Consider the following 22,812-nt stretch of genomic DNA (forward strand, 5'->3'; position numbering starts at 1 on the left):
GGATGTGTGGGATCACCGGAATTCTTCTTGCAACCGATGCGGCCAGTGCGAAGCCGCTGAGGGCAATAGCGCAAATGACGACAGCCCTTCGTCATCGTGGGCCTGATGGCTACGGCTTCTGGCGAGATCGGGAAGCCGGCGTTGCCTTCGGCCACAGGCGTTTGGCCATCGTCGACTTGTCGGAAGCAGGACACCAGCCGATGCATTCGGCAACTGGCCGATATGCCATCACCTTTAACGGCGAAATATACAATTTCCACGACCTGCGCCGCGAACTTGAAGGCGCGGGCCATCGTTTCCGCAGCACCTGCGATACCGAGGTCTTGCTGTGCGCGATTGAGAGTTGGGGGCTCGATGCCGCACTCAAGCGCTTCGCCGGCATGTTCGCCTTTGGATTGTGGGACAGGGAGACCAGGACCCTTCATCTCGCGCGCGATCGAATGGGCAAGAAGCCGCTTTACGTTGCTTCAACACGCGACGCGCTCGTTTTTGCCTCCGAGTTGAAGGCGATCAACTGCTTTCCAGGTTTCTGTCAGGAACTCGATCTCGATGTCGCCACGACGATGCTGTCGAGGGGATGGGTACCGGATGACAAGTGCATCTGGCGAGGCGTATTCAAGTTGCCGCCTGGTTCGGTACTGTCCGTAACGGCCGCAAATTTTACCGAGGCGCGCAGTGCCGCGTCGCTTTTGGATCGCATCCGGTACTGGTGGTCGCTGGCCGACACCGCCACGAAGGGTAGGGCGGACCCGATTGTCGGCACCGATGAAGAACTGACGAATGAGCTCGATGTCCTGCTTCGACTTGCCGTTCGGGAGCGCATGATCGCTGACGTCCCGCTGGGAGCCTTCCTGTCGGGGGGATAGACAGTTCAGCCGTTGTTGCCCTGATGCAAGCGCAGTCGGAGAAGCCGGTGCGCACATTCACCATAGCTTTCGGAGAGTGCGGGTTCGATGAGGCTCCGCACGCTGCGGCGGTCGCCCGACATCTGGGCACCGACCATACCGAACTCCACCTTTCCAGCGCGGCCGCGCAGGAGGTCATTCCAGAACTGCCGCAAATTTGGGACGAACCGTTCGGCGACGAATCGCAGATACCAACTCTGCTCGTGGCGAGGCTCGCTCGCCAGCACGTTACGGTGGCTCTGACGGGCGACGGCGGCGACGAATGCTTCGCCGGCTACGCTCGCCACCTTATGGCAGCTCGAGCGAGACGACTGCATACGCTGCCGTCGCCGCTGCGTCAGACGCTTGCTGCAGGTGTTGGATTGCTTGCTCGTGCAGCCCGTCACGATCTCGTCGGTAAGCTGCCGCTTTCGGTGCATGCCCGGCACGCGCTGCGGAGCGACCGGTTGGATCGCCTGGCTCGGCTGCTCGCAGCGGCAGATGAGAACGAATTGTATCAGCGGCTCAGTGGATCATCGACCGAGAACCTCACCCATCAGAAAACACCCGTATCGGTTCAGGGCGAACCTCCGTTTGATGATCTGCTGTCCCGTCTCTTGTACGATGACATGGTCGGCTACCTGCCTGGCGACATAATGGTGAAGCTGGATCGCGCCAGCATGGCCGCCGGCCTCGAGGGACGATGCCCGCTTCTCGACCATCGCGTTGTCGACTTCGCCTGGCGCCTACCGGCGGACGTAATGGTGCGCCACGGCAAAGGCAAGTGGCTCCTTCGTCAGTTGCTGCATCGGTATGTTCCCGAGCGGCTGATCGATCGTCCGAAGCAAGGTTTCGATGTTCCCATAGCAGTCTGGCTGAGAGGTCCGCTGCGCATCTGGGCCAGCGATGTTCTCACCGACATGCGCCTCTCCGGAGACGGGATATTCGACTTTGCAAAGGTCGAGGCGTGCTGGCGAGATCACTTGGATGGAAGGCAGGATCATTCTCGTGATTTGTGGGCGGCGTTGATGTTCCAGGCTTGGCGCAACGAGGCCCGTAGGGCACCGGCGCCAGCAACGAACCTGCGTCGCGTGTTCGAACTGGCAGGAGTGTAAGATGGAAGGTTCCATAGTCAGCCGCAAGCAACTTCCGCGCGCCACTGAGATGCACGTTGCCGCGCACGAGACCAGGCCGCGCATGAGGCGCCCGCTGCGTGAGCCGATGGACACGCAGGCCCCGATCCATCAGCTACTCACGACCATCGCGAGGAGAAAATGGTTCCTGCTCGCCATGGTAGCCCTGGGCGGTGTTTTGGCCGGGCTTGCGGGTTTGGCAGTTCCCGTCGGGTATGAGGCGAGCACGCAAGTTATTCTCGATGCTCCGAGCAGGAACGGGCCCGCCGGCGCGGAGCCCGCCTCGGAGATGCTGGATGCCAGCATTGACGACAATATAACCATGCTGTTGTCGCAAGGAAATCTGCGACGCGTGATGGCAGCGCTGCGCAAGACGGAGGCTGGCAGCACTGCTGAACAAGGTGATGCCGGAACTGGAAATTCTCGTCCCAACCCCGCTCGTGGCGACCGGCCGAATTTGCGCTCATTTGCAGACGGTCTGTTGGGCGGAATTTTGCCGCAGAGCAAGCCGGACGCTGCGGATGCGGCTGAACTAAAGGCGTTGCGGAAGGGCATGAGGGTTGGCCAGGAGCTGCGATCGAGAGTCATCAGCATAGGCTTTACCGATCCGGATCCGGCGCGAGCCGCAATGGTAGCTAATACATTCGCCCAATCGTACATCGACGATCTCGCAAAGAGACGTCAGGCAGCGGACAGAGTGGAACTCACCTCGATAGTCGCTGCCCTGCCAGGTGTGCAACGCGATCTGGCAGCAGCGACCGATCGCCTGGAAAAGTATCGGCTGAGTCATGGTGCAATCGACCAAGGTGCTGCGGACAACGCCGCTAAGGAGACGGCTGAACTCAGCCAGCAGATTTCCTTGTCGAAAGCAGATCTCTCCGCCACGGAATCTCGCCTTCGACGTATTCAGGAACTGCGAAAGGAGGGGGCATCGGTCGCCTCGCTCGCTCAAGCCATCGGATCGCCGGTGTTGGCCGAATTGGCGGCTCGCCAGGCCAATGACGCGGCAGATAAAAATCTGCGCGATGCGATCAATCGCGAGATCGAACAAGCCACCGCTCGGATCGCAGCGGAGGCCAGCATCTACCGTGCCCAAATTGCAGCTCTGGAAAGCCGCAAGGATGTGCTCGATGCGGTTGTGGCCGATACCGCGGGCCGGCTGTCCGGGCTGCGTGCGCTGGAGCCGCAGGTCAGTATCTTGACGCAACGATACAACCAGCTTCTGACCCAACAACAGGAATTGATACGGCGCATCGCAACTCCCTCGGCCGGAGTGTCGGTCCTTTCGGCGGCATGGCCGCCGACGAATCCAAAGACCCTGTCGCCGATTTTCCTTATTCCACCCGGTATGGTTGTGTTTGGGCTTCTTGGCGGCGTCTTCGTTGTTATTCGCAACCGCCTCGATCAGACCTTGCGCGGCGAGGCCGAAACTGAAGCAGCGCTCGGGGTTCCATGCTTGGGGCTAATACCACAAGCTCCCACGATGCACGCCAAGCGGCTGAAGCAGCTGGTTTTAGCGCAGCAGAGGTCCAGATACAGCCGCGCCGTGACGTCCCTGCTTGTCGCCGCGGCGCCCAAGCAAGCGGGGGATCGCTCGTCGCACGTCATTCTCGTAACGTCCAGCGTCCAGGATGATGGCAAGACCGAGCTTGCATGGAGCCTGGCCTTGGCAGCCACCCGACTGGGGGGACGAGTGCTTTTCCTCGATCTTGACCGTACGGGCGCCCGCCTCACGAACGAATTCCTGGACGAATTCAAGGCGCTCAAGCCTCACTTTTTCTTCGGAGACTATGTGAGCGAACGCTGTGCCTTGCGCGATGCAATCGCGGGAATGCCTGAAATCGGAATCGACTTCATGGCTCTCGCACCCTCGGAGGATCTGCTGGCATTGCTGTCCACGGTCGACAGTTCCCTGTTCACGGATGAGCTGCACTCGATCTACAGCGCCGTCATCATGAATGGACCGGTGGGACTTGGAGGACCGGAGGCCGGGCTTCTGACTGGCTGGGCTGATGCGGTTCTTTTCGCCGTTCGCTGGGGCAGGACGCGACGCAGCATGGCGCGTGGGGTTTTGGAAACGCTTGCGAGCGATGCGTCGGTTTCGGTCCCTGTGGGGAGCGTTCTCACGCAGGTTAATCTCAAGAAGCATGCCAGTTACCAGTTCGGGGACAGTGCTGATCTTTTGCTTGAGGAACCATCATGAGCGTCACAAGCGGACGTCGAAGCAACGACGGTCGCGGAAATCGCGCGGGTATTGCCACGATCGGATTGGACCCATGATCATTGAACTCTTCGGACCGCCTGGATCCGGCAAGAGAACGTTCGCTCACGCCCTTGCCCGGCGACTGCACGGGGAGGGGTACCAGGTCACGGTCGCCCTCAGTCACCGGCCTCGCGAGAGGGGATCGAGCGTCGATCTCGGAATCTTCCTGGCAATTTTCAGGATCATATCGGCAATATTTTCAACATCAAAAATCCTGCTTTCTCCAAGAGGCAGGATCAAGGATCTTTCAACATCCCTTTCCATAATAAGAATGATGCCGCCAAAAAAACGAATATGGCGAGCTCGGCTCTGGCAGCACATTTTGAAGCTTTCGCGCCGCTGGGATGAGGCGAAGCAATCCAGAGATGTGGTCATATTCGATCAGGGCTACGTCCAGGCGATCGCGTCGCTGGCAATGTTCAATGGAACCGCAGACAAGGCCGCCCTCGCAAAGGCGCTCAGCCTCGCGCCCGCGGCTGATTTCACGCTCAGAGTTGTTGCGCCACGCGCGATCGTGGAGACACGCTTGCAGCAGCGGATGGAGCATGAAGCGCCTGCCGAACGAATTTTCGAGGCAGACTTTGACACAAACATGCGCGCTTTTGGGGTGTTTCAAAGCATAAATGAAATCCTTGTCGCGTCCGACCGAAAAGTCATTCCGATCCAAACTCTCGACGATCAGTCGTCGTTAGAAGGCATTCAATGTGTCGAGCGGAAGATAATCTCGAAAATTGTGGAAGCCGGAGGTGGACCTGCGGCCAAAGCCAGCCAAGACCACGAGACATTCGACGCTGACCCAAGCGACATCGACGATTGTAATCCTGTGAAGACCGCACGAACCTCTGTGGCCTCTCTTGCCGCGGTGGATATAGTTTTGTCTCACAAGAAAGACATGGGCCGGAGCCTCGGCTACGCCAGTATTTTCGCTCTGATGATCTATATCGGCGGTGCTGGGTTGACCAGCTTGGCGCAGTTGTTGATTGCGCGCCTCGTCGGTTCCACCAGCTATGGCATCTATTCCTATGTCCTGGCCTGGACCTCCGTGCTCGGCTATCTTGCAACGCTTGGTTTCAATATTTCCTTACTGCGCTTCGTGTCCACCTATAGGGCAAACGGGCGGCTTGACCTGGCACATGGTGTAGTCAGGTTCGCTCTGCAAAGATCGCTGGCGGCGGCGACACTGTTCGGCATGATCGGCGCCGTTCTGATCTTTTTCTTTTCAGATCCCTCCCACAAGGAACTTGAAATCAGCCAGCTCCTTGGCATGGCCGCGGTCCCCTTGGTCACCGCTTCCGCATTGGGCGCAGCACTTATCCGTGCCTTCGGCGGTGGTGTCTCAGCCCTTTTGCCGGAACGCATCGTGCGCGACGGCCTGTTGTTGATGTTGCTGGGAGTCGCGGCCTTTTCCGGATCATGGACCCTCAACGCACCCTTGGTGATGCAGGCGGTGCTGGCAAGTTCGGGCATCACGGTCGGACTGGTGTTCATCATGGTGGCAAAATTTCAGCCGCCTGGGTTGCGGCACACTCAACCCAGCGACGCGTCGCAAGAGTGGTGGGCGGCGGTTCCACCAATCATGCTCATGGCTGGGCTCGATATTTTCATCAGTCGGGCTGGGGTTATGGTGCTCGGCTGGACAGGTCATATTCGAGACGCAGGAATCTTCGCCTTGGGACTGAACGTCGCGTTGCTTGTGAGTCTTGCCCTCGTGGCCGTCGGCGTGATGTTTTCGCCGGCAGCGGCTGCCCTTCATACCCGAGGCGATCGGAAGGGTCTGCAGCAGTTGTTTTCACGAGCCGCCATACTTTCCGCCGCCGGCGCCATAGCGATGGCTATCCCGCTGGTTGTGATTGTTAAACCTCTCATGAACTGGTTCGGTGACGATTTCAGCACAGGAGCACCCATCGCGCGGGTACTGATCTTCGGGTATGTCTTTGTCGCGCTGTGCGGGCCCCAGCTGAATCTCTTGACCATGACCGGAAACGAATGGGCAGCAGCAGCAGCCATGATCGTTGGCGCGACTGCCGGCATCATAGGCTGTGCGGCAGGAATCGAGCTTTACGGTCCGCTGGGCGCCGCAGTAGGCTTGGCGCTTGCATTGGCCGTTTGGAACGTGGTTATGGCAATCTATATCAGCAAACGACTGAAGATCATGCCTGCGCTGATCTTTGCGCTAGCGTCGTTCAGAGCAAGCGCAGTCGACGGCCGGCAACGGTATTGGTTCATGCGCTGATCGCGCGAGAGTATCGCCACCAACGGATTCGACCCCATGATCATTGAGATCTTCGGACCGCCCGGATCTGGCAAGACAACGTTTGCTCACGATCTTGCCCGGCGACTGCGCAGGGAAGGATACCACGCCGAGGTTGTCCTCAGTTACCAGCCTAGCACCAGGGAAGGAAGGTTCGATCTGGGAATCTTCCTGTTCATTTCCAGAATTCTGGCTGCGGTATTTTCAACTTCAAAAATATTGCTTTCTCCGAGAGGAAGAAGCAATCTTTCGACATCCCTTTTCCATGATCAGAATTCTTCCGCCAAAAAAAAGAATGTGGCGCGCCCGGCTCGGGCAATATATATTGAACCTTTCGCGCTGCTGGGATCAAGCGAAGCAATCTAGAGACGTAATAATATTCGATCAGGGCTATGTCCGAGTGATTGGGTCCCTGGCAATGTTCAACGAAACCGCAGACAATGTCACGCTTGCAAAGGCGCTCAGCCTAGCGCCAGTCGCCGATTTCACGCTCCGAGTTGTGGTGCCACAAACGATCGTGGAGACACGCTTGCTGCAGCGGATGGAGCATGAACCGCTTGCAGAGCGAATTTTCGAGGCAGATCTCGATACGAACCTTCGCGCTTTTGGGGTGTTTCAAACCATAAATGACATTCTCGTGCAATCGAACCGAAAAATAATTCCAATCGAAACGCTCAGCAACCAATCATCGTTAGAGAGCATTCAGTCAGTCGAGCAGAAAATACTCTCGAAGATCTTGCAGACCGGAGGTGGACCTACGGCCAAACGCGGCCAAGGCCATGAAAGGCTCGACGCTGACGCAAGCGATATTGACCATCGCAGCGATCCGAAGTCCACCCGAGTCTCCGCGGCCTCCACCGCTCCAGCGGATATAGTTTTGCCCTACAACGAAGACATGGGTCGGAGCTTTGGCTACGCTAGCATCTTCGCTCTTTTGATCTATATTGGTGGTGCGGGGTTGACCAGCTTGGGCGCAGCTGTTGATTGCGCTGTAGCCAGGTTTGCTCTGCAAAGATCCTGGCGGCGGCGACACTGTTCGGCATGATCCGCCGCTTTGACCTTTTTCTTTTCAGATACTGCTCGCAAGGAACTTGAAATCAGTCAAATTCTTGGCATGGCAGCAGTGCAACTGTTGGCCCCCGAGCGTCAGCGGCGGGGTCTCTAACGGGACAACACGTTCAAACCGAATTCGAAGGGCAACTTACTGGAACAGTTCCAAATTCCGGTTGCCTGAATCCTGTTGGATGCCGGCGCCCGGATCCCGAAAAGCGCAAACCGGCTTCAGGAAAGATCATGGCAAAATAACAAGTTTAGAGTTCCATCCCGATTCTATCGGGATGGAACAGGCTTCAGGCGGCGGCCCTTATGGCAAGACCGAAATGCGCCCCAGAAGAGCCACCAGTTCCGCCTGACGTCTCGTCTCTGTCTTGGCGAAAAGCGAGGCAAGCTGTGAGCGGATCGTTGTGCGGCTGAGGCGCCAACTGCGGGCGATCTCCAACGGCGCATCGCCCTGAGCCAAGCGCAACGCCAAGTGTGTTTCTGCGCTCGTCAAGCCAAACATCCTTTGCAGTGTCTGAGGATTTGGTCCCGATCTGTTCTCACGGTCCAGCAATGCCACGATGCTGGTTCCGTCAGGAGCGATAAGTCCGTTCTCTTTCAGTATCACCGGCCTGTCGCCTCTGCTGCGGATCACCACCCAAGACAGTGAGCCCGGCAGGAAATGAGCCGGAACATTTGCGATCAGCCGCCTTAGAGCTATCGAAAGCCCACCGGCTGTTTCAGCCGCTTCGCCCTGGCGCTCCAGCGTGGTTTGAGCGGCTGCGTTCCATTCGATTACTTTTCTTTCGCGGTTCAGCACGAGATAGCCACAGCCGATGCGATCAAGCATGCCGGTGATGGATTCCAGGCTGCGTCTCCTTGGTTCGTCGACCCCTGCGTCCGCACGATCTGCTGCACGCGCTGAAGGATAAGCATATGAGGGCCGCGCCATCTTCGCCTCAGCGTTATACTTGGCGCCCATCGCAATGTATCGGTTGCCCGCAACAGCATCACTGTGTCTATCGATCAGAGTCATTTTTCCAACCTTCCCCAAGGTTCACTATCCCGAAACAAATTGTCCGGGATTTACAAACAAACTTTTATGTATAGGGCTCACAAAAATGGGCCCTATCTAACTTAAAATTCGATATATTCTGAGGAGTTCTGACCAAGTCATGCTCCCCCGCCCTGATAAAATGCGCGCTGTGATAGTGGTATGGCAATCCGGCAGTCGTACTAGGTTGTACGTTTTTTGCTCTAGTCTCGACGGCCTAGTTAAAAGGTTGTAGCCTATGCCTATGAACTCGCATTCTCGCAGGTGGAATTCGGACCCGTCAGCCAGATTGCTAACTCATATTGCGTCCGCATCGGTACTATTCGCCACACTGATATTCGAAACAAAAGCGTCAGTATACATTGGGGAAGGCTCGAGTTTTCTAGAGTTTATTCCAGCTATTATTATCATTTCCTATCTTGAAGACCGCGCGCCCGCGCTTGCCGCGACGATCCTGATGGTGGCAGCCGGCCTATGGGCACGGGGTACCCTGCATGGTCAGATCTCCAGCGAAGATTGGGCGCGCGCCATCCTGCTTCTGGTTTCGGGCGGGGTGATTGCCATGACGTTCCATCGGCTGCGCCAGGACTTGCGTGAGCTGCTGGAAATCGCCGAGGTCAGGCTCTCCGCCGTCGAAGCAACCGAGAGCCGCTACCGTTGGGCCTTCGAACGTGCTGCCATGGGATTTGCAAACACCAACGAGGATGGTGAGCTGCTGCAATCCAACAGACGTCTTTGTGAGATGACAGGTTACAAGGAGGAGGAGCTTGCCCATTTGCGGCTCAGGACACTCGTTCATCCGGCCGACCGCGATGCCTTGGCGCAGTTGTTGGCGGGCCTGGGTAACGACAGTGCTTCGTTCGCTTCGGAGGTTCGTCTGACACGAAAGGACGGCACGGCATTCTGGGCTCGGCTAACCCTGTCTTCGTCCATGCCCGATGGGGTGCTCTTAGAGAGCATCTTCGTGGTGGTCGACGATATTTCGGAACGGCGGGCTGCACACGAAGCGCTTCGGGCTCAGAAGGAGTGGCTAGATCTCGCTTTGTCTGCTGGACGCCTGGCCACGTGGCGGATCGATCTTAAAGACGGGATCGTCACCGGCTCGGGCACGTTCTGGGACATTCTCGGGCTGCCCCCAGCGGCTAGCCGCCGCCTCGAGGACCTGACGGCCGTCATTCATCCGGCGGACTGGCCAAAGCTGTTGGCATCAAGAAAGCTCGCATCGGTCACGAACTACGACGTCGAGATTCGCGTCCGACGACCGGACGGCCATATCCGCTGGGTTGCCTTACGCGGAAGGGAAGAGAAATACGATGATCGTCTACAGCGGCTTGGAGTGGCCGCCGACCTGACTGAGCGACGACAAACCACACTGCTGCGCGCCGCGGCAAAGAAGCGGGAGCGCATTATGCTGGAACAACGTCACAGATTCAGCAACCTGTTCCCAGTGATCACGGCGCTCGTGAACATGGTCGATGTTCCCGAAAACAATGTCGCCAAGTACAAGGAGACGCTCATCGACCGGATTCGTGCGCTCGAAGCAACGCATCTGCTGCTGTCACGCAACGGCAATGCGTCGGGGATGCTCCACGATCTCGTTGTCCAGGAGTTGCAGCCGTATATGGGGACACGCGACATATCGATCAGCGGTCCCTCCGTGGTGATATCAGGCGGCGCCGCCGAGAGCTTTGCAATGATTGTTCACGAGCTGACGACCAATTCCTTGAAACATGGAGCGCTTGGCGATCCAAAAGGCCGGATCGAAGTAAATTGGACGTTCGCATCGGAAGATGCGGGCAGTGACATCGTGTTCAATTGGGTGGAATCGGGGCGGCGGCGGACTTCAAGCGTTGTCCGTCATGGTTTTGGTTCCATGATAATCGGGGTGGATGGGGCGCCGCTTGTCGGTCACTCCCCCAAGCTGGAAATATCGGATCGCGGGCTCCGATATTCGCTACGGCTGTCACGCAAGGAAATCGGCCCCTAACGCATCCGCTCAAACATCGGCCCAAAAATCGAAATCGATTTTTGGAAAGCACGATGCGTAGAGCGTCCTTTGCGGCCCAAAAGGAAGCGCGGCGCTCTAATTGATATTGTTGATATTGCTCGTAAGCCAGGTCTTCAGCATCACGGCAGCTTCGGTCCGATTGCGTACGCCAAGCTCACGCAGAACCGCAGCGGCATGGATTTTCGTCGTCGCTTCCGCGATTTCCAGATCGCGCGCGATTTCCTTGTTCGAATACCCTTCCGCCATCAGCTTGAGGACTTCCTTTTGCCTCGAGGTCAGCCTGCCCAGATTGCCGCTGGTGGTACGTCGATGTGGGATCTGCTCAGGGGGCGTAGGTGCGTGAGTTGCTTGCGCTGCACCCGGGCGTGAAAGAAGTGCAGGGACGTAGATGCGGCCCGAGAGAATTTCGTTGACGGCCATAACGACCTCCTCGTCTCTCTGCGACTTAACGATATAGCCGTGAAGTCCGATCGAAAGAGCCGTCAGTATCTCCGAGCGTGAATCGTTCCCGGAAACGATCGCAAATCGTGTATCCGGATAAGCCGACAGAATGCCGCTGAGCACTTCCTGATTGAACAATCCCGGCATGTTCAGGTCCAGGATCGCAAGATCAACGGACGCCTGTTCCGCCAGCAGACTAAGTACGGCATCGAAACACGACGCCTCAAATATCTCTACACCTGGAATGCCTGCGGTCAGTGCCAACCGCAAGCCACGACGATACAAGCCGTGATCGTCGGCGATGACGATTCGATACATTTGAACTACCCCAACGAAACCTGGAATGATTGAACGGTGATGGCCTTAAAGTCTGGCCAACCACTCGTCGATTCACCCAGTCAACACCCGCAGTGCCCCAACACCGCAAGCGTCATTTGCTAATATAATCCTAAATAACGGGAAACGCTCCTCTTATTTTTGAACCCTGCGAACGGAATCGGCTGACCTGTCGAATATCCGTTCTCAACCTCCAAGACCCGCGTCCCAACAGCTCGCTTCGATGCCACCACCACGCAATTGCCGGGTTGCCGTAGATCGTTCCGGCAATTGGTGGATATTTGGCTCATTGCAAGCACTCATTCGGGTTTGCCGGTCTCACGGCCACAAGCCGATCGGCCAAGAACTGACCGCTGAAGCGTGCTCCGAACCTGCCTCTGCGACAGCATGCCAGCCTTCATCGATCAGTGCGGTCATTGAATACCAGAATGTCTGAATCGCTACCATTCGAATGCACGACGACATCCCCCCCGACGGCCTCATACCATCAAGCTGCAAATATCCGGGTCAAGGTCGGCGGGAAGGCTCACCGGCTTTTAAGAGAACAAGAAAGCAACTTTCCGGATGCTGCGGCCGTGACAACAGCGCTGAGTTCGAGTGAACGTGGGAGGATCAGATGAAAGCAGTGATTCAATGTGGTGGAATGGGGACACGTCTTCGCCCCTTCACATCGGTCTTGCCGAAGCCGCTCATGCCGATTGGTGCCCGGCCGGTTCTCGAGATGCTTCTGAAATGGCTGCGACGCAATGGCATCCAAGAAGTCTACATCACAACCGGGTATCTCGGCCATTTGATCCGCACCGTGTGCGGAGATGGCTCGCAGTGGAACCTGAAAATTCGATACACGCAAGAAATGGAGCCGCTTGGCACCATCGGACCGCTTTCTTTGATCAGAGATGAGCTGACAGAGCCGTTCATAGTTCTCAACGGGGATGTCCTCACGGATCTAAGTCTCAGTCGATTTGTGGCAGCCCACCGCAAGCACAACGATCCGGTGACGATCGCCACAGCCTGCCGCCTGATCAAGATGGACTTCGGCGTCATCGATGAAGTCGACAATAGGGTGCAGATCTTTCGCGAGAAGCCGACGCTTTCGCACCTGGTCAGCATGGGAATCTACTGCATGAACCCAGACGTTCTGCAGTTTATTCCATCTGGCATTCCCTTCGGGTTTGACGACCTGATGCTGCAGATGATGCAGAACGGCACCACCGTCCACGTGTACAAGCATGATGGTCTCTGGCTCGATATCGGGCGCGTCGACGATTTCCAGAACGCGCAAGCCATTTCCTGGGAAGACCAGTCGGCCTCGATCGAGGTCACTGCCACGGCCGCATGACGAGATCACGAAGCCGATCCCACAGTCTAACAGTCTAGGAGGTTATGATGCTCTTGGTCAGTGCCCCAATTTTGGGTGTGCCGGAGAAGACAGCTTTGTCCAAGGTCATCGATAGCGGCTGGCTGACCATGGGAGAGCAGGTGAAAGCCTTTGAAGAGGCTTTTGCCAGTATGCATGGTGCGCAGGATTGCGTCGCGGTCAGTTCTTGCACTGCGGCGCTTCATCTCATTCTACATGCTCTCGGTATCGGACCAGGCGATGAAGTGCTGGTCCCGTCCATGACCTTCGTGGCGACCGCAAACGCGGTTCTCTACGTCGGTGCCACTCCGGTCTTTGTCGACATCGAGTCGGCCGACGTGCCGCTGATGTCGATCGTCGAAGCTGAAGCAAAATGCACTGCGCGCACTAAGGCGGTCATTCTCGTACATTTCGCCGGCTACCTCGCCAATCGGGAAGAATGGCAGAAGTTCGCCCGCGCCCGAGGACTGCAGATCATCGAGGATGCCGCGCATGCGCCCGGCTTGAAGGAAGTGGGTACATTTGGTGCCGCGGCGGCCTTCAGCTTCTATGGCAACAAGAACATGACCACGGCGGAAGGTGGGGCTGTGATTGCCCGAGACCCCAAGCTGCTTGAGACAATCCGCCAGGCCCGTGGGCACGGCATGACCACCGGGACACATCAGAGGCTGAACAGTCGCACGCCGCAGTATGATGTCACCATGCTCGGATTCAACTATCGCATGGATGAAATGCGCGCTGCAATCGGACTGGTCCAGCTGCAGAATTTGCAGGAATGGAATGAGATCAGGCGTATCCTGGTCATGCTATACCGGCGTCTCATCGCAAAACACTGCCCAGCCGTGACAGTCCCGTTCCACGAGCCGCGGACGTCGGCCTATCATATCATGCCTGTCCTTTTGCCGCGCTACGCTGACAGGCAAGACGTCATCGACGAATTGCGCAAGCAAGGAATACAAACGACCATCCACTATCCGCCGGTGCACCAGATGACGCTCTATCGCGAGCTTTTTCCCGGCACCCATTTGCCGCGGACAGAGGACTTTGCCCAGCGTGAGCTCACGCTGCCACTTCATCCCCAGATCACTGCGCCTGTGGTCGAGTCAGTGGCGACCGCTCTTGCCGCTGCGGTCAACAGCTGCGCCCAAGCAGGAACAGCAGCATGAATGCCTTGGATTTATCCATCCATCGACCTGTTGTCCCAAGCGCCGCCCATGGGCTTGCGAGACGAGCAATGGATCTCACCATCGCTACCGCAGCCGCCATAGTGTTCGCTCCGCTGATGCTGGTGATCGCTCTGGCGCTCTTGCTGGAAGGCGGCCGGCCTATCTTCTTTGCGCAGACCCGCGTGGGTGCCGGTGGGCGGCCATTCCGCATGTACAAGTTCCGCAAATTCGCCGTGCGATGCGATCCCGGTGGCCTGGCGCTGACCATGGCCGGAGACAGCCGCATGACGACAGTGGGGCGGTTTCTCGCCCTCACCAAGTTCGACGAGTTCCCGCAACTGTGGAATGTCTTCAGAGGCGAGATGGCTATCGTCGGACCGCGACCGGAGAGCCTTGTCTTCGCCGATTGTTTCCGCGGTGGCTTTGAGGCTGTTCTAAAATACAAACCGGGCTTGTTGGGTCCGGCCCAGGTTCTCTTCCGGCATGAAGCCCATTTTTATCCGCGATCCGAGGATCCGCTCCTTTTCTACCGTGAGGTCCTGTTTCCTGCCAAGGCCAGGCTTGACCTCGCCTATTATCCGCAGCGCACGGTCACCTCTGACATCATCTGGATGGCGCGCGGCTTTCTGGCGGTCCTCGGCCTGGCCTCGTCGCCGCCGACCAGCCCGGTCTCGCCGCCAATCGGCATGTGAGAGCAGTTTGGCATGGCCGCGCTCTGTTGGATTTGCGAGGTCGCCGCATCACGTCATAGGGGGAACGCTTAGTCATGAGCTACAGGGGTAGGAAAGTTCTGGTCACGGGTGCTGATGGGTTCATCGGGTCGCATCTCACCGAAGCGCTCGTCCGCAGTGGGGCGGATGTCACGGCGCTGGCTCTCTACAATTCCTTCGACAGTCATGGTTGGCTCGATGATTTGCCGGCCACCATTCGAAGCCAGTTGAACCTGGTCCGCGGCGACGTCCGCGACAGCGCGTTCCTGAACCGGATCGTGCGCGGCCAGGCCGTTGTGTTTCATCTCGCCGCGCTTATCGCGATTCCATATTCATACGCGGCCGCCCAGTCTTATGTAGACACCAACATCCTGGGCACGGTGAACGTCCTCGAAGCGGCGCGCCAATGGGAGACAGAGCGTGTGGTGCACACCTCGACCAGCGAGGTCTATGGCACCGCACAGACCATGCCTATCCGCGAATCCCACCCGCTGCAGGGCCAGTCACCATATTCGGCATCCAAGATCGGCGCGGACATGATGGCAGAGTCCTACGCCAGGTCGTTCGACGTCCCCGTCGTGATTATGCGGCCGTTCAATACCTACGGCCCACGCCAGAGTGAGCGGGCTATTGTGCCGACCATCATACGGCAGGCCCTCGACAAAAATTGCCCGGCGATCATGGTCGGGGACACAAGCCCGATCCGCGACCTCACTTTTGTGGAAGACACGGCGGCGGCGTTCCTGACCGCAGGTTCGGCCGAACTCGAATTTGGCCATGCCTACAATGCAGGGAGCCAGCGCGCTGTGACGATCTCGGACGTGTTGGATCTGGTGCTCGAGTTGAGTGGCTCCCAAAAACCGGTCCATCGCGACGAAAGCCGCCTGCGGCCGCAGAATTCCGAGGTCCGTGCCTTGCTGGCCGATTCTTCACTCCTCGAAAGCAAGACTGGATGGCGGGCACAGACCAGCCTGCGCGATGGGTTGGGGCGAACCATCGGATGGTGGGAGGCGCGCCTCAGCGAAGGCCGCGTACGACGCGAAATGGGTTATATGACATGACTTTTCACCCGCGTGTGTTGGCTGCGTTGTTGATTGCCGCGGGCATGTCGTTGGGTCTGTCCACGGTCGGAAGCCGGCAAAGCAGCGAGCAGACACAATTTGCTGCGCCGGTGATGATGGATCTACCCGATTATTTGCGCCCAGCGACGGATCCGGCGTTTGGGACCAGTTTCACGCGCATTACCAAGCCGGGAGTGCTTGGTAATGGGCTTGCATGCGAGAAGAATTATTGCACCCACCGGTATTCGAGTGCTCAAGCCTGGAATTCAGACCAGAGCCTTCTTGTCATCACCAACGGCTGTAGCGGCGGCATGTGTTTCTTGGACGGGCGCACATACGCGCCGCTGTTCCGTCGCGCTCGATCTATTGAATGCGAATGGCACCCTCAAAACGCCGATCTGATGATCTGCGTTCAGGGCCGGCAAGTGTCGACCTGGGCGCCACGGACCAATCGCGAAGACGTCCTGTTCGCTTCGACTGAATACCATGATTTCCATTTCGGACCGGGCAAGGGCAATCCAAGCCGTGACGGTGATCGCATAGCGGTGCGCGCGGTGCGTGAGGATGGCGAGACGGTGGTCTTTGCCTACGATCTCAAGCAGCGGCGGAAATTCCCGGACATCGATCTTGGGCATCTTGGCGGAACCAATGGTGCCTGCTCGATTTCTCCGCTCGGAACCAACATTCTATGCCTCCAGGAGATAGTAAGCGGCATCCAACAGGCCTTCATTTTCAGTGTCGAGGGCACTTTGCTCCAGAAATGGACGGAACATCATCGGCCCGGCCACGGCGACATGACAGTCGATGAGGACGGCAGCGAAGTCTATGTCGGCATCAGCAAGTCCGATCCGGACAAGTATCACGTGATCAAGCGAAGGCTGTCCGACGGCAGGGTCACCCCACTTATGAAATACGGCGAAGCCATGCATGCATCCCTGCGTGCGCTGGACAGGCCCGGCTGGGTGTTCCTGACCTATGGCGGCGATCCGGATGAGGTGTCAGCCCGTCCAGACATGGCGCCATATGCACAGGAAGTGATCGCGCTGCGCATCGACGGCAGTGGTGAGATTCGACGCATCGCACAAACGAGAAGCACTCAGTTAGACTATCGAAGCGAAACTCATGCCTCGCCGTCGCCTGACGGCTCACAAGTAGTCTGGTCGAGCAACTGGGGCGTGCCCGGCGGTCCCGTCTACGACTTCGTCTCCCGTGTCGATTGGCCGGAAGAGCCGACGTTGAACCGGAAGGAGATTGTCACCAATGGTCTTCACTAATCGAATCCTTCTTGCCGCGCTTGGTATACTGGTTGCCATGGATATGGCCGCTGCAGCGGAGACGCGGGTCGCATATCGACTGTCCGCCGGCGATACCGTCGAGATAGGAATTGCCTCTATCCCGGAACGAACGCAGCGTGCCGTGGTTCAAATGGACGGCACGATCGCGCTTCCCGAAGTCGGGATGGTTTCGGTCGGCGGCCTCACTCCGGCCGAATTGCAGACGCGGATGGAGACGATCTTGCCAACCAAGATATTCCACCAGCGTCTGCCTGATGGGCGAGAGCAAATGATCGTCATCAAGCCGAGCGACGTCACCGCCGTCATCGCAGACTATCGCCCGATCTACGTGACCGGCGACGTGCTCACTCCCGGACAGCAGGCCTATCGACCGCTCATGACCGTGCGGCAGGCGATTGCCGTGTCTGGCGGTTTCAGCCTTCTGCGGTCACGGACAAACCAGGCTGGCCCAGATCCGGTGGATTTGCGGCGCGACTATGAATCGGCTTGGGGGGAGTACACCAGAGACTACTTTCATAGCGCCCGTCTGCGCGCCGAACTTCAGAACCAGGCGAATTTCGACATGAAGCCACCACAAGGGTCACCCTTGTCGGCCGCTTTCGTCTCGGCAATCGCCCAGGCCGAAGCGGAAGGGCTCAAGATTTCCCTGGACAACTTCCAGCAGGAGCAAAGCTACCTCGAAAAAAGCGCCAAGGACGCTGCGGCGCAGATCGCGGTCCTGCTCAAGCGCGAGCAGGTCGAAGCCGATGCAGTCAAGGCGGACGAGGACGATCTGGCGCGAGTGACGAAGGTATATAAAGCAGGCAATCTGACCAACGACAGGCTCGCCGACGTGCGGCGCGGTGTGATTCTCTCTTCCAGCCGGGCGCTCGAAACGTCGGTCGAACTCATGAGAGCGCGACGCCAGCAGGATGATTTTGTCAGACAGCACGAACGCAACGGCAACCAGAGAAGAATTGGTCTTCTGACCGAACTGAAGGACACCAACGTGCGTCTTGCCGACATCACCGCAAGACTTCGCGCCGCCAGCCAGAAATTGCAGCCCACGGGGGCGTCCGCCCAGCCGCTGCCAGTTGCCGGCGAAACCATTCAGGCTCAGGTCACGATCATCCGCAAGGTCGGTGAGGAATGGCGTAAACAGCCGGCCGGAGAAGATACCGAGGTATCACCGGGCGACACGATAGAGGTAAGGTTCAGCAGCGGTCTCGAGAGCGTAGCGATCCAATAGACCAATTCCAGGAAAAGTGTGAAGCGGTTTTCCGTCCGGAATTGCGCAAAAACAAAGAGATAGAGCGGTTCGGCGTTTCCGTGAAACGATGAACCGCTCTAAACCGGCTGTACCTTGGTCCTGTCGGAATTGCCGTCTGCGTTACTGTCTGAAAGCTCTGGATACCTGGTCCGTGAAGGGTTTCAGCAGATAGGACCAGACATTGCGCTCGTCGGTGCTTATGTGAACTTCGGCCGGCATGCCGGGTTTGAGTATTTTCGCTTCCGTCAGGCAGGTCGCCGCATTTTCGACGTTGATGCGCGCCGAAAAGTACGAAAGCTGACGTTGCTGATCTTTAATCAGATCTGCAGAGATGCGGTTGACCGAGCCTTGGCAAACAGGTGTCGTCCCTGCATCGAACGCCGGAAAGCGGATTGAAACCCGCTGTCCAGGACGTACGTCATCTATACGCTCTGGAGAAACGAGCGCATCCACCACCAGGTTGTCGGTATCGGGCACAATCATCATAAGCACTTCCCCGGGGGCAATCACGCCTCCGACGGTGTGGATCGAGGATTCCTGTACGGTTCCAGTCTGTGGGGCGCGGATATCTGTCCTGGCGAGCTCGTCTTCCGCCACTACCTTGCGCTCATTGAGCTCGGTCTGCTTGGCTTCCGTTTCGCGAAGTTCGCTCGTTACCTCGCTCCGCATTTGCTCGTCGAGCTGAAGCACCTGAAGGTCGGTCTCACTGATGCGAGCTTGGACCTCCGCGATTGCCGCGACGAGGCGTCCTGACTCGCCGCGAGTCCGGCTCTTCTCCAAGCTGACAGTGCTCAGCCTCTCCTTGGAGACCAACTTCTTTGCGTAGAGAGATTCGACGTCAGCAAGGTTCTGCGTCAGCAGATCCAGCGACTCGTCCATTGCCGCCTGCTGTGCTTTGAGGCCATCGATCTGACGCTCCAATTGCTTCGAGCGGCTTTGCAATTGTGCCTTCTGGCCAGCCAATGCCGCCGCCCGGCTTTCGAACACGGCGCGTTCGCCACGGACAAGTGCCGCCAGTTGCGGGTCCCCCATCTGGGCCCGAACGCTGGGTGGGAGTTGCATTTCCGGCAGGCCCTGCCGCTCGGCCTCCAGTCGCGCCAGACGAATGGTGGCGCGATCCAGATCCTCGCTGACTATCTGCAGGTTTGCTCGTGTCAACGTGTCGTTCAGCCTGACCAAGACGTCGCCGGCACGCACATGGTCCCCGTCCTGGGCGAAGATGCCGCCGACAGTGCCGCCGGTTTGATGTTGGACTTTCTTTATGTTGCTTTCGACCACCACGGTGGCGGGCGCAATCACCGCACCGGCAATCTTGGTCAACCCTAGCCAGAGCCCTCCACCGAAGATCAACAGGCAGGTGGTCGCCAGGCCCAATAGCAGATTGGCCCTGATGCCATCCGGCTCTTCGGTTGGATTCGTCGGGATCAGTTCGCTTTCGCTACCGACCGCGGCATATGATGACACGGTCCCGGTAGAGCAATATCTCACATACGCCTGCCTGCACCTTTCCACGGCGGAACGACAATATGCGGCCAGACCCAAGAGCAGATTGGTCCGGATGCCATTCGGCTCTGGCTTTGCCCCAACCGATGGGCTTTCGCCACCGACCGCAGCATATGACGACGTGGTCATGTTAGGCACTAATACCTCACGCATGGCCGCTTGCACCTTGCTGCAGCGGGACGACAGTATTTGGCCGCGGGAAGGGCCGGATGACATTTGCCAGAACGTCTTCGCGCGAGCCAAATGAATGGAGCATGCCATTCGACAAGACGAGTACCTGATCGATGTTGACGAGAGCCGACGGACGATGCGCCACAACGATTGCGATGCCACCGCGTTCGCGCACCGCCAGGATTGCCCCGGCCAGGGCAACATCGCCGTCGGCATCCAGATTGGAATTTGGCTCGTCGAGAACGACAAGGAATGGATCACCATAAAGCGCTCTGGCGAGCCCGACGAGCTGCCTCTGCCCAGCTGACAGGGCCGCTCCGCCTTCACCGATGCGCGTTTGAAAACCTTCCGGCAGTCGCATGATCATCTTGTCCACGCCCGCAGCCTTGGCGGCTGCCAGCACGCCTTTTGCGTCGCTCTTGCCGCCGAATCTCGAAATGTTGTCTGCGATCGTTCCGTCGAACAGCTCAACGTCCTGCGGCAGGTAGCCGATATGAGTGCCGAGCAACTCCGAATTCCATTGATCGAGCGCGGCGCCGTCCAACCTTACCGTTCCGCGGAGCGGCTTCCATGCCCCGACCAAAGCACGCACGAGCGTCGTCTTGCCAGAACCGCTCGGGCCGACGATCGCCAACCCCGCGCCCCTCGACAAGCGAAAGCTTACATTGACGAGCGTTGGTCTCTGCAGACTTGGTGGCGCGACCGTCAGTTCCTCGACCGCAAGCTGTGTCTGTGGGCGCGGCAGTTCCATAGGGTCTTTCTGGCTGCCGAAAGCATCCAGTGCTGCCGCCAGGTCGGAATAGCTTCGGCGGGTGGCCAGAAACCCTCTCCAGTTTGCGATCGCCACATCGACCGGCGCCAATGAGCGGCCCAGCAATATGGACGACGCGATGATAACGCCGGGCGAAGCCTCGCCGCCGATCACAAGGTAGGCACCAAGCCCCAGCACGGACGATTGCAGGGCCATGCGGAGTGTTTTCGACAATGAACTCGCTGCGCCGACGACATCGGAGAGCTGTTCCTGGTTCTTGAGGTAAAGATGGCTGATCTCATTCCAGCGCCGACCAAGCTGGGCTGAAAGGCCCATCGCCTGAACAACCTCCGCGTTGCGGCGGCCGGAATCGGCAAGAAGCCGCTGTGCCACGAGCGTTTCAGACGCTCGCGCGGCGGGTTTGCGGGCAACGACTTCCGCGACGACCGTCAAAAGCACGACAGCAGCCGCGCCGAGGGTTGCCAACACACCAAGCGAAGGGTGCAGTAGATAGATGACCACCATATAAAACGGTATCCAGGGAGCGTCGAAGACGACTGTCGGTCCCAGCCCGGAAAGAAAGCCGCGCAACTGGTCCAGATCACGAAGTGGCTGCACACGGTTCGCATCCTGCCCAGCAGTAAGCGGCAGGGAAAGCGAGGCAGCGAACGCCTTTTGCTGCAGATCTCTGTGCAGGCGGCTGCCGATGCGGACCAACAGGCGAAGCCTGACGAAATCGAGGAGTCCATAGATCGCGTAGAGGCCCAGCATCCCGATCGTAAATCCGACGAGAGTGGGAATGCTCTGCGAAGGCAGCACGCGATCGTAGATCTGGAGCATGTAGACGGAGCCGGTCAAGGCGAGAATGTTTATCACCGCCGAGAAAACCCCGACGCCAATCAATCCGTGCATTGAGCCGAACATGGCGGAACGTAGATCGGGCGAGCGCCCTTGCGTTGGCTTCATGATCTGCGATCTTTCGTGCGAAATTGCCGCGCGAACGTGTTGGTCCTGTCGATGATGGGTAAACCCTCTTGCCTTGCGGGAAGCGGCTGCTTTCCGTTAGCTACTGAAACATTACGTTTTGCTTACGTACGTGCCTTTTGATTAAAATGTAGCAAAATCGTGACGCTGGACCGAGAATTCGGGAATTGGCTCTGCAAGGCTGGGGATAACTGGGGTGAGAAACCGGATATTCCCAATGATGAGACAATATTCCCAACCAAGCGACAGATGAGAAGCCCGTGATCACCCTTTGTTACATCATGTCTTCAAAGCCCATGGCGATGAGTGTTTTTCGATTCGCCCATCGAAAATTTAATGAATTTGAGATACACTTAACTGGTGCGCAATTGTCGGACACTGGCGCCGGCAAAGTCAGGAAGGCGGGTCTGTCGTGAGCGAGGAGATCAGTGTCGCCGATGCCTACAGCAAAGGCCGTACCAACTTCATGGGGCTGGAGTTGCTCATCGCGCCCGGTGCGCTCGTTCCCCGACCGGAGACGGAGTTGCTCGGCACGACCGCTCTCGACGTTCTCAGTCAAATGAACCTGCCGGCACCGCGCGTTATCGACATGTGCTGCGGGGCCGGCAATCTGGCGTGCGCCATCGCGCACTACGCCCCCACCGCGCGTGTCTGGGCAAGCGATCTCACCGATGGATGCGTCGACGTCGCGCGCCGCAACGTCGCTCATCACGGCATGGCGGATCGCGTGTCAGTGCTTCAGGGCGACTTGTTCAGTGCCTTCTCAGGCTTGGAGCTTGACGGCACGATCGACATGATCGTCTGCAACCCGCCTTACATTTCGGAAAAGCGGCTCGAGGGCGACCGCGCGCATCTGACCGAGCTCGAGCCGCGTGAAGCGTTTGCCGCTGGCCCCTATGGCCTGAGCATCCATATGCGCGTGATCAAGGACGCGCCGCGTTACTTGCGGCGCGGAGGCATCCTGCTCTTCGAGGTAGGCCTCGGCCAGGACCGGCAGGTCATGAGCCTGCTGGAGCGTTCCAAGGCCTACGAAACCATCCGTGCGGTCACGAACGAAGCCGGCGAGGGCAGGGTGGTTGTGGGACATACCACGCCGCAAGCGTGAGCCATGCCGCAACTGCGGCAGGCTCGGTTGCGCTGTCGGCGGAGCGCAGAAC

Annotated in this window: 17 protein-coding genes and 1 pseudogene; 14 read left to right on the forward strand and 4 right to left on the reverse strand. The window is 58.3% G+C overall.

Annotated features, from left to right (window positions below):
* Positions 1–2 precede the first annotated feature (2 nt).
* The 6 genes and pseudogenes from asnB to EJ075_RS27720 all read left to right on the forward strand — a co-directional run bounded on the left by asnB (position 3) and on the right by EJ075_RS27720 (position 7,576).
* Positions 3–866 carry an asparagine synthase (glutamine-hydrolyzing) gene (gene asnB / locus EJ075_RS34175; protein ID WP_348627382.1) on the forward strand — a complete coding sequence of 288 codons (864 nt, stop codon included), beginning with the start codon at positions 3–5 and terminating at the stop codon, positions 864–866.
* A pseudogene (locus tag EJ075_RS34180) lies at positions 846–1,999 on the forward strand (asparagine synthase C-terminal domain-containing protein); the annotation flags it as partial. The gene asnB and the pseudogene EJ075_RS34180, both read left to right, overlap by 21 nt.
* 1 nt (position 2,000) lies before the next feature.
* Complete coding sequence (locus EJ075_RS27705) at positions 2,001–4,220, forward strand: exopolysaccharide transport family protein (protein WP_126106509.1); 2,220 nt, start codon at positions 2,001–2,003, stop codon at positions 4,218–4,220.
* Positions 4,221–4,293: 73 nt separating this feature from the next.
* Positions 4,294–6,513 (forward strand): lipopolysaccharide biosynthesis protein, encoded by a 2,220-nt coding sequence (locus tag EJ075_RS27710; RefSeq protein WP_126106510.1) that lies wholly within the window; start codon positions 4,294–4,296, stop codon positions 6,511–6,513.
* 36 nt (positions 6,514–6,549) lie between these two features.
* Positions 6,550–6,897 (forward strand): hypothetical protein, encoded by a 348-nt coding sequence (locus EJ075_RS27715; protein ID WP_126106511.1) that lies wholly within the window; start codon positions 6,550–6,552, stop codon positions 6,895–6,897.
* Positions 6,898–6,949: 52 nt separating this feature from the next.
* Positions 6,950–7,576, forward strand: coding sequence for a hypothetical protein (locus tag EJ075_RS27720; protein ID WP_126106512.1), 627 nt, complete (start codon positions 6,950–6,952; stop codon positions 7,574–7,576).
* A 318-nt stretch (positions 7,577–7,894) separates the two neighbouring features.
* On the opposite strand, the gene EJ075_RS27725 is transcribed toward EJ075_RS27720, so the two are convergent.
* Positions 7,895–8,605 (reverse strand): helix-turn-helix transcriptional regulator, encoded by a 711-nt coding sequence (locus tag EJ075_RS27725; RefSeq protein ID WP_095485208.1) that lies wholly within the window; start codon positions 8,603–8,605, stop codon positions 7,895–7,897.
* Between the two features lie 307 nt (positions 8,606–8,912).
* Between EJ075_RS27725 and EJ075_RS27730 the strand changes: the two genes are divergently transcribed.
* Complete coding sequence (locus EJ075_RS27730; protein WP_337125939.1) at positions 8,913–10,610, forward strand: PAS domain S-box protein; 1,698 nt, start codon at positions 8,913–8,915, stop codon at positions 10,608–10,610.
* A gap of 96 nt (positions 10,611–10,706) precedes the next feature.
* On the opposite strand, the gene EJ075_RS27735 is transcribed toward EJ075_RS27730, so the two are convergent.
* Positions 10,707–11,390, reverse strand: a complete 684-nt coding sequence (locus tag EJ075_RS27735; protein ID WP_126106514.1) for a response regulator transcription factor — start codon at positions 11,388–11,390, stop codon at positions 10,707–10,709.
* Positions 11,391–12,024: 634 nt separating this feature from the next.
* Here EJ075_RS27735 and EJ075_RS27740 point away from each other — a divergent pair.
* From EJ075_RS27740 to EJ075_RS27765, 6 genes are all read left to right on the forward strand, one after another.
* Entirely contained in the window at positions 12,025–12,747 is a 723-nt protein-coding gene (locus EJ075_RS27740; protein ID WP_095485205.1) for a sugar phosphate nucleotidyltransferase, read from the forward strand.
* A gap of 47 nt (positions 12,748–12,794) precedes the next feature.
* The gene (locus EJ075_RS27745; protein ID WP_095485554.1) at positions 12,795–13,931 is read left to right on the forward strand and encodes a DegT/DnrJ/EryC1/StrS family aminotransferase; all 1,137 of its coding nucleotides are present in this window, start codon (positions 12,795–12,797) and stop codon (positions 13,929–13,931) included.
* A 68-nt stretch (positions 13,932–13,999) separates the two neighbouring features.
* The gene (locus EJ075_RS27750) at positions 14,000–14,623 is read left to right on the forward strand and encodes a sugar transferase (protein ID WP_245458027.1); all 624 of its coding nucleotides are present in this window, start codon (positions 14,000–14,002) and stop codon (positions 14,621–14,623) included.
* A 74-nt stretch (positions 14,624–14,697) separates the two neighbouring features.
* Positions 14,698–15,702, forward strand: a complete 1,005-nt coding sequence (locus tag EJ075_RS27755; RefSeq protein ID WP_126106516.1) for an SDR family NAD(P)-dependent oxidoreductase — start codon at positions 14,698–14,700, stop codon at positions 15,700–15,702.
* Positions 15,699–16,976, forward strand: a complete 1,278-nt coding sequence (locus EJ075_RS27760; RefSeq protein ID WP_126106517.1) for a hypothetical protein — start codon at positions 15,699–15,701, stop codon at positions 16,974–16,976. The genes EJ075_RS27755 and EJ075_RS27760 overlap by 4 nt, the downstream gene beginning before the upstream one ends.
* Positions 16,963–18,225 (forward strand): polysaccharide biosynthesis/export family protein, encoded by a 1,263-nt coding sequence (locus EJ075_RS27765; protein WP_126106518.1) that lies wholly within the window; start codon positions 16,963–16,965, stop codon positions 18,223–18,225. Before EJ075_RS27760 ends, EJ075_RS27765 begins: the two co-directional genes overlap by 14 nt.
* Before the next feature lie 141 nt (positions 18,226–18,366).
* Here EJ075_RS27765 and EJ075_RS27770 read toward each other — a convergent pair whose 3' ends face one another.
* Together EJ075_RS27770 and EJ075_RS27775 are read right to left on the reverse strand one after the other, a co-directional pair.
* Complete coding sequence (locus EJ075_RS27770; protein WP_348627383.1) at positions 18,367–19,674, reverse strand: HlyD family type I secretion periplasmic adaptor subunit; 1,308 nt, start codon at positions 19,672–19,674, stop codon at positions 18,367–18,369.
* Between the two features lie 220 nt (positions 19,675–19,894).
* Positions 19,895–21,637, reverse strand: coding sequence for a type I secretion system permease/ATPase (locus EJ075_RS27775; protein WP_164547203.1), 1,743 nt, complete (start codon positions 21,635–21,637; stop codon positions 19,895–19,897).
* Between the two features lie 430 nt (positions 21,638–22,067).
* Here EJ075_RS27775 and EJ075_RS27780 point away from each other — a divergent pair, with 430 nt between their 5' ends.
* Positions 22,068–22,760: a class I SAM-dependent methyltransferase gene (locus EJ075_RS27780; RefSeq protein WP_126106520.1), complete on the forward strand. Its 693-nt coding sequence runs from the start codon at positions 22,068–22,070 to the stop codon at positions 22,758–22,760.
* The last annotated feature ends 52 nt before the right edge of the window (positions 22,761–22,812 follow it).

Source organism: Mesorhizobium sp. M6A.T.Cr.TU.016.01.1.1 (assembly GCF_003952585.1).
Lineage (GTDB): Bacteria > Pseudomonadota > Alphaproteobacteria > Rhizobiales > Rhizobiaceae > Mesorhizobium > Mesorhizobium mediterraneum.

What these genes read in the sequence shown, in the direction of transcription:
- EJ075_RS27710 (WP_126106510.1), top strand. Translation starts at nt 4,294, where the DNA reads ATGATCATTGAACTCTTCGGACCGCCTGGATCCGGCAAGAGAACGTTC.
- EJ075_RS27735 (WP_126106514.1), bottom strand. Translation starts at nt 11,390, where the DNA reads ATGTATCGAATCGTCATCGCCGACGATCACGGCTTGTATCGTCGTGGC.
- EJ075_RS27740 (WP_095485205.1), top strand. Translation starts at nt 12,025, where the DNA reads ATGAAAGCAGTGATTCAATGTGGTGGAATGGGGACACGTCTTCGCCCC.
- EJ075_RS27720 (WP_126106512.1), top strand. Translation starts at nt 6,950, where the DNA reads ATGTTCAACGAAACCGCAGACAATGTCACGCTTGCAAAGGCGCTCAGC.
- EJ075_RS27715 (WP_126106511.1), top strand. Translation starts at nt 6,550, where the DNA reads ATGATCATTGAGATCTTCGGACCGCCCGGATCTGGCAAGACAACGTTT.
- EJ075_RS27755 (WP_126106516.1), top strand. Translation starts at nt 14,698, where the DNA reads ATGAGCTACAGGGGTAGGAAAGTTCTGGTCACGGGTGCTGATGGGTTC.
- EJ075_RS27745 (WP_095485554.1), top strand. Translation starts at nt 12,795, where the DNA reads ATGCTCTTGGTCAGTGCCCCAATTTTGGGTGTGCCGGAGAAGACAGCT.
- EJ075_RS27705 (WP_126106509.1), top strand. Translation starts at nt 2,001, where the DNA reads ATGGAAGGTTCCATAGTCAGCCGCAAGCAACTTCCGCGCGCCACTGAG.
- EJ075_RS27725 (WP_095485208.1), bottom strand. Translation starts at nt 8,605, where the DNA reads ATGACTCTGATCGATAGACACAGTGATGCTGTTGCGGGCAACCGATAC.
- EJ075_RS27765 (WP_126106518.1), top strand. Translation starts at nt 16,963, where the DNA reads ATGGTCTTCACTAATCGAATCCTTCTTGCCGCGCTTGGTATACTGGTT.
- EJ075_RS27750 (WP_245458027.1), top strand. Translation starts at nt 14,000, where the DNA reads ATGGATCTCACCATCGCTACCGCAGCCGCCATAGTGTTCGCTCCGCTG.
- EJ075_RS27775 (WP_164547203.1), bottom strand. Translation starts at nt 21,637, where the DNA reads ATGAAGCCAACGCAAGGGCGCTCGCCCGATCTACGTTCCGCCATGTTC.
- EJ075_RS27760 (WP_126106517.1), top strand. Translation starts at nt 15,699, where the DNA reads ATGACTTTTCACCCGCGTGTGTTGGCTGCGTTGTTGATTGCCGCGGGC.
- asnB (WP_348627382.1), top strand. Translation starts at nt 3, where the DNA reads ATGTGTGGGATCACCGGAATTCTTCTTGCAACCGATGCGGCCAGTGCG.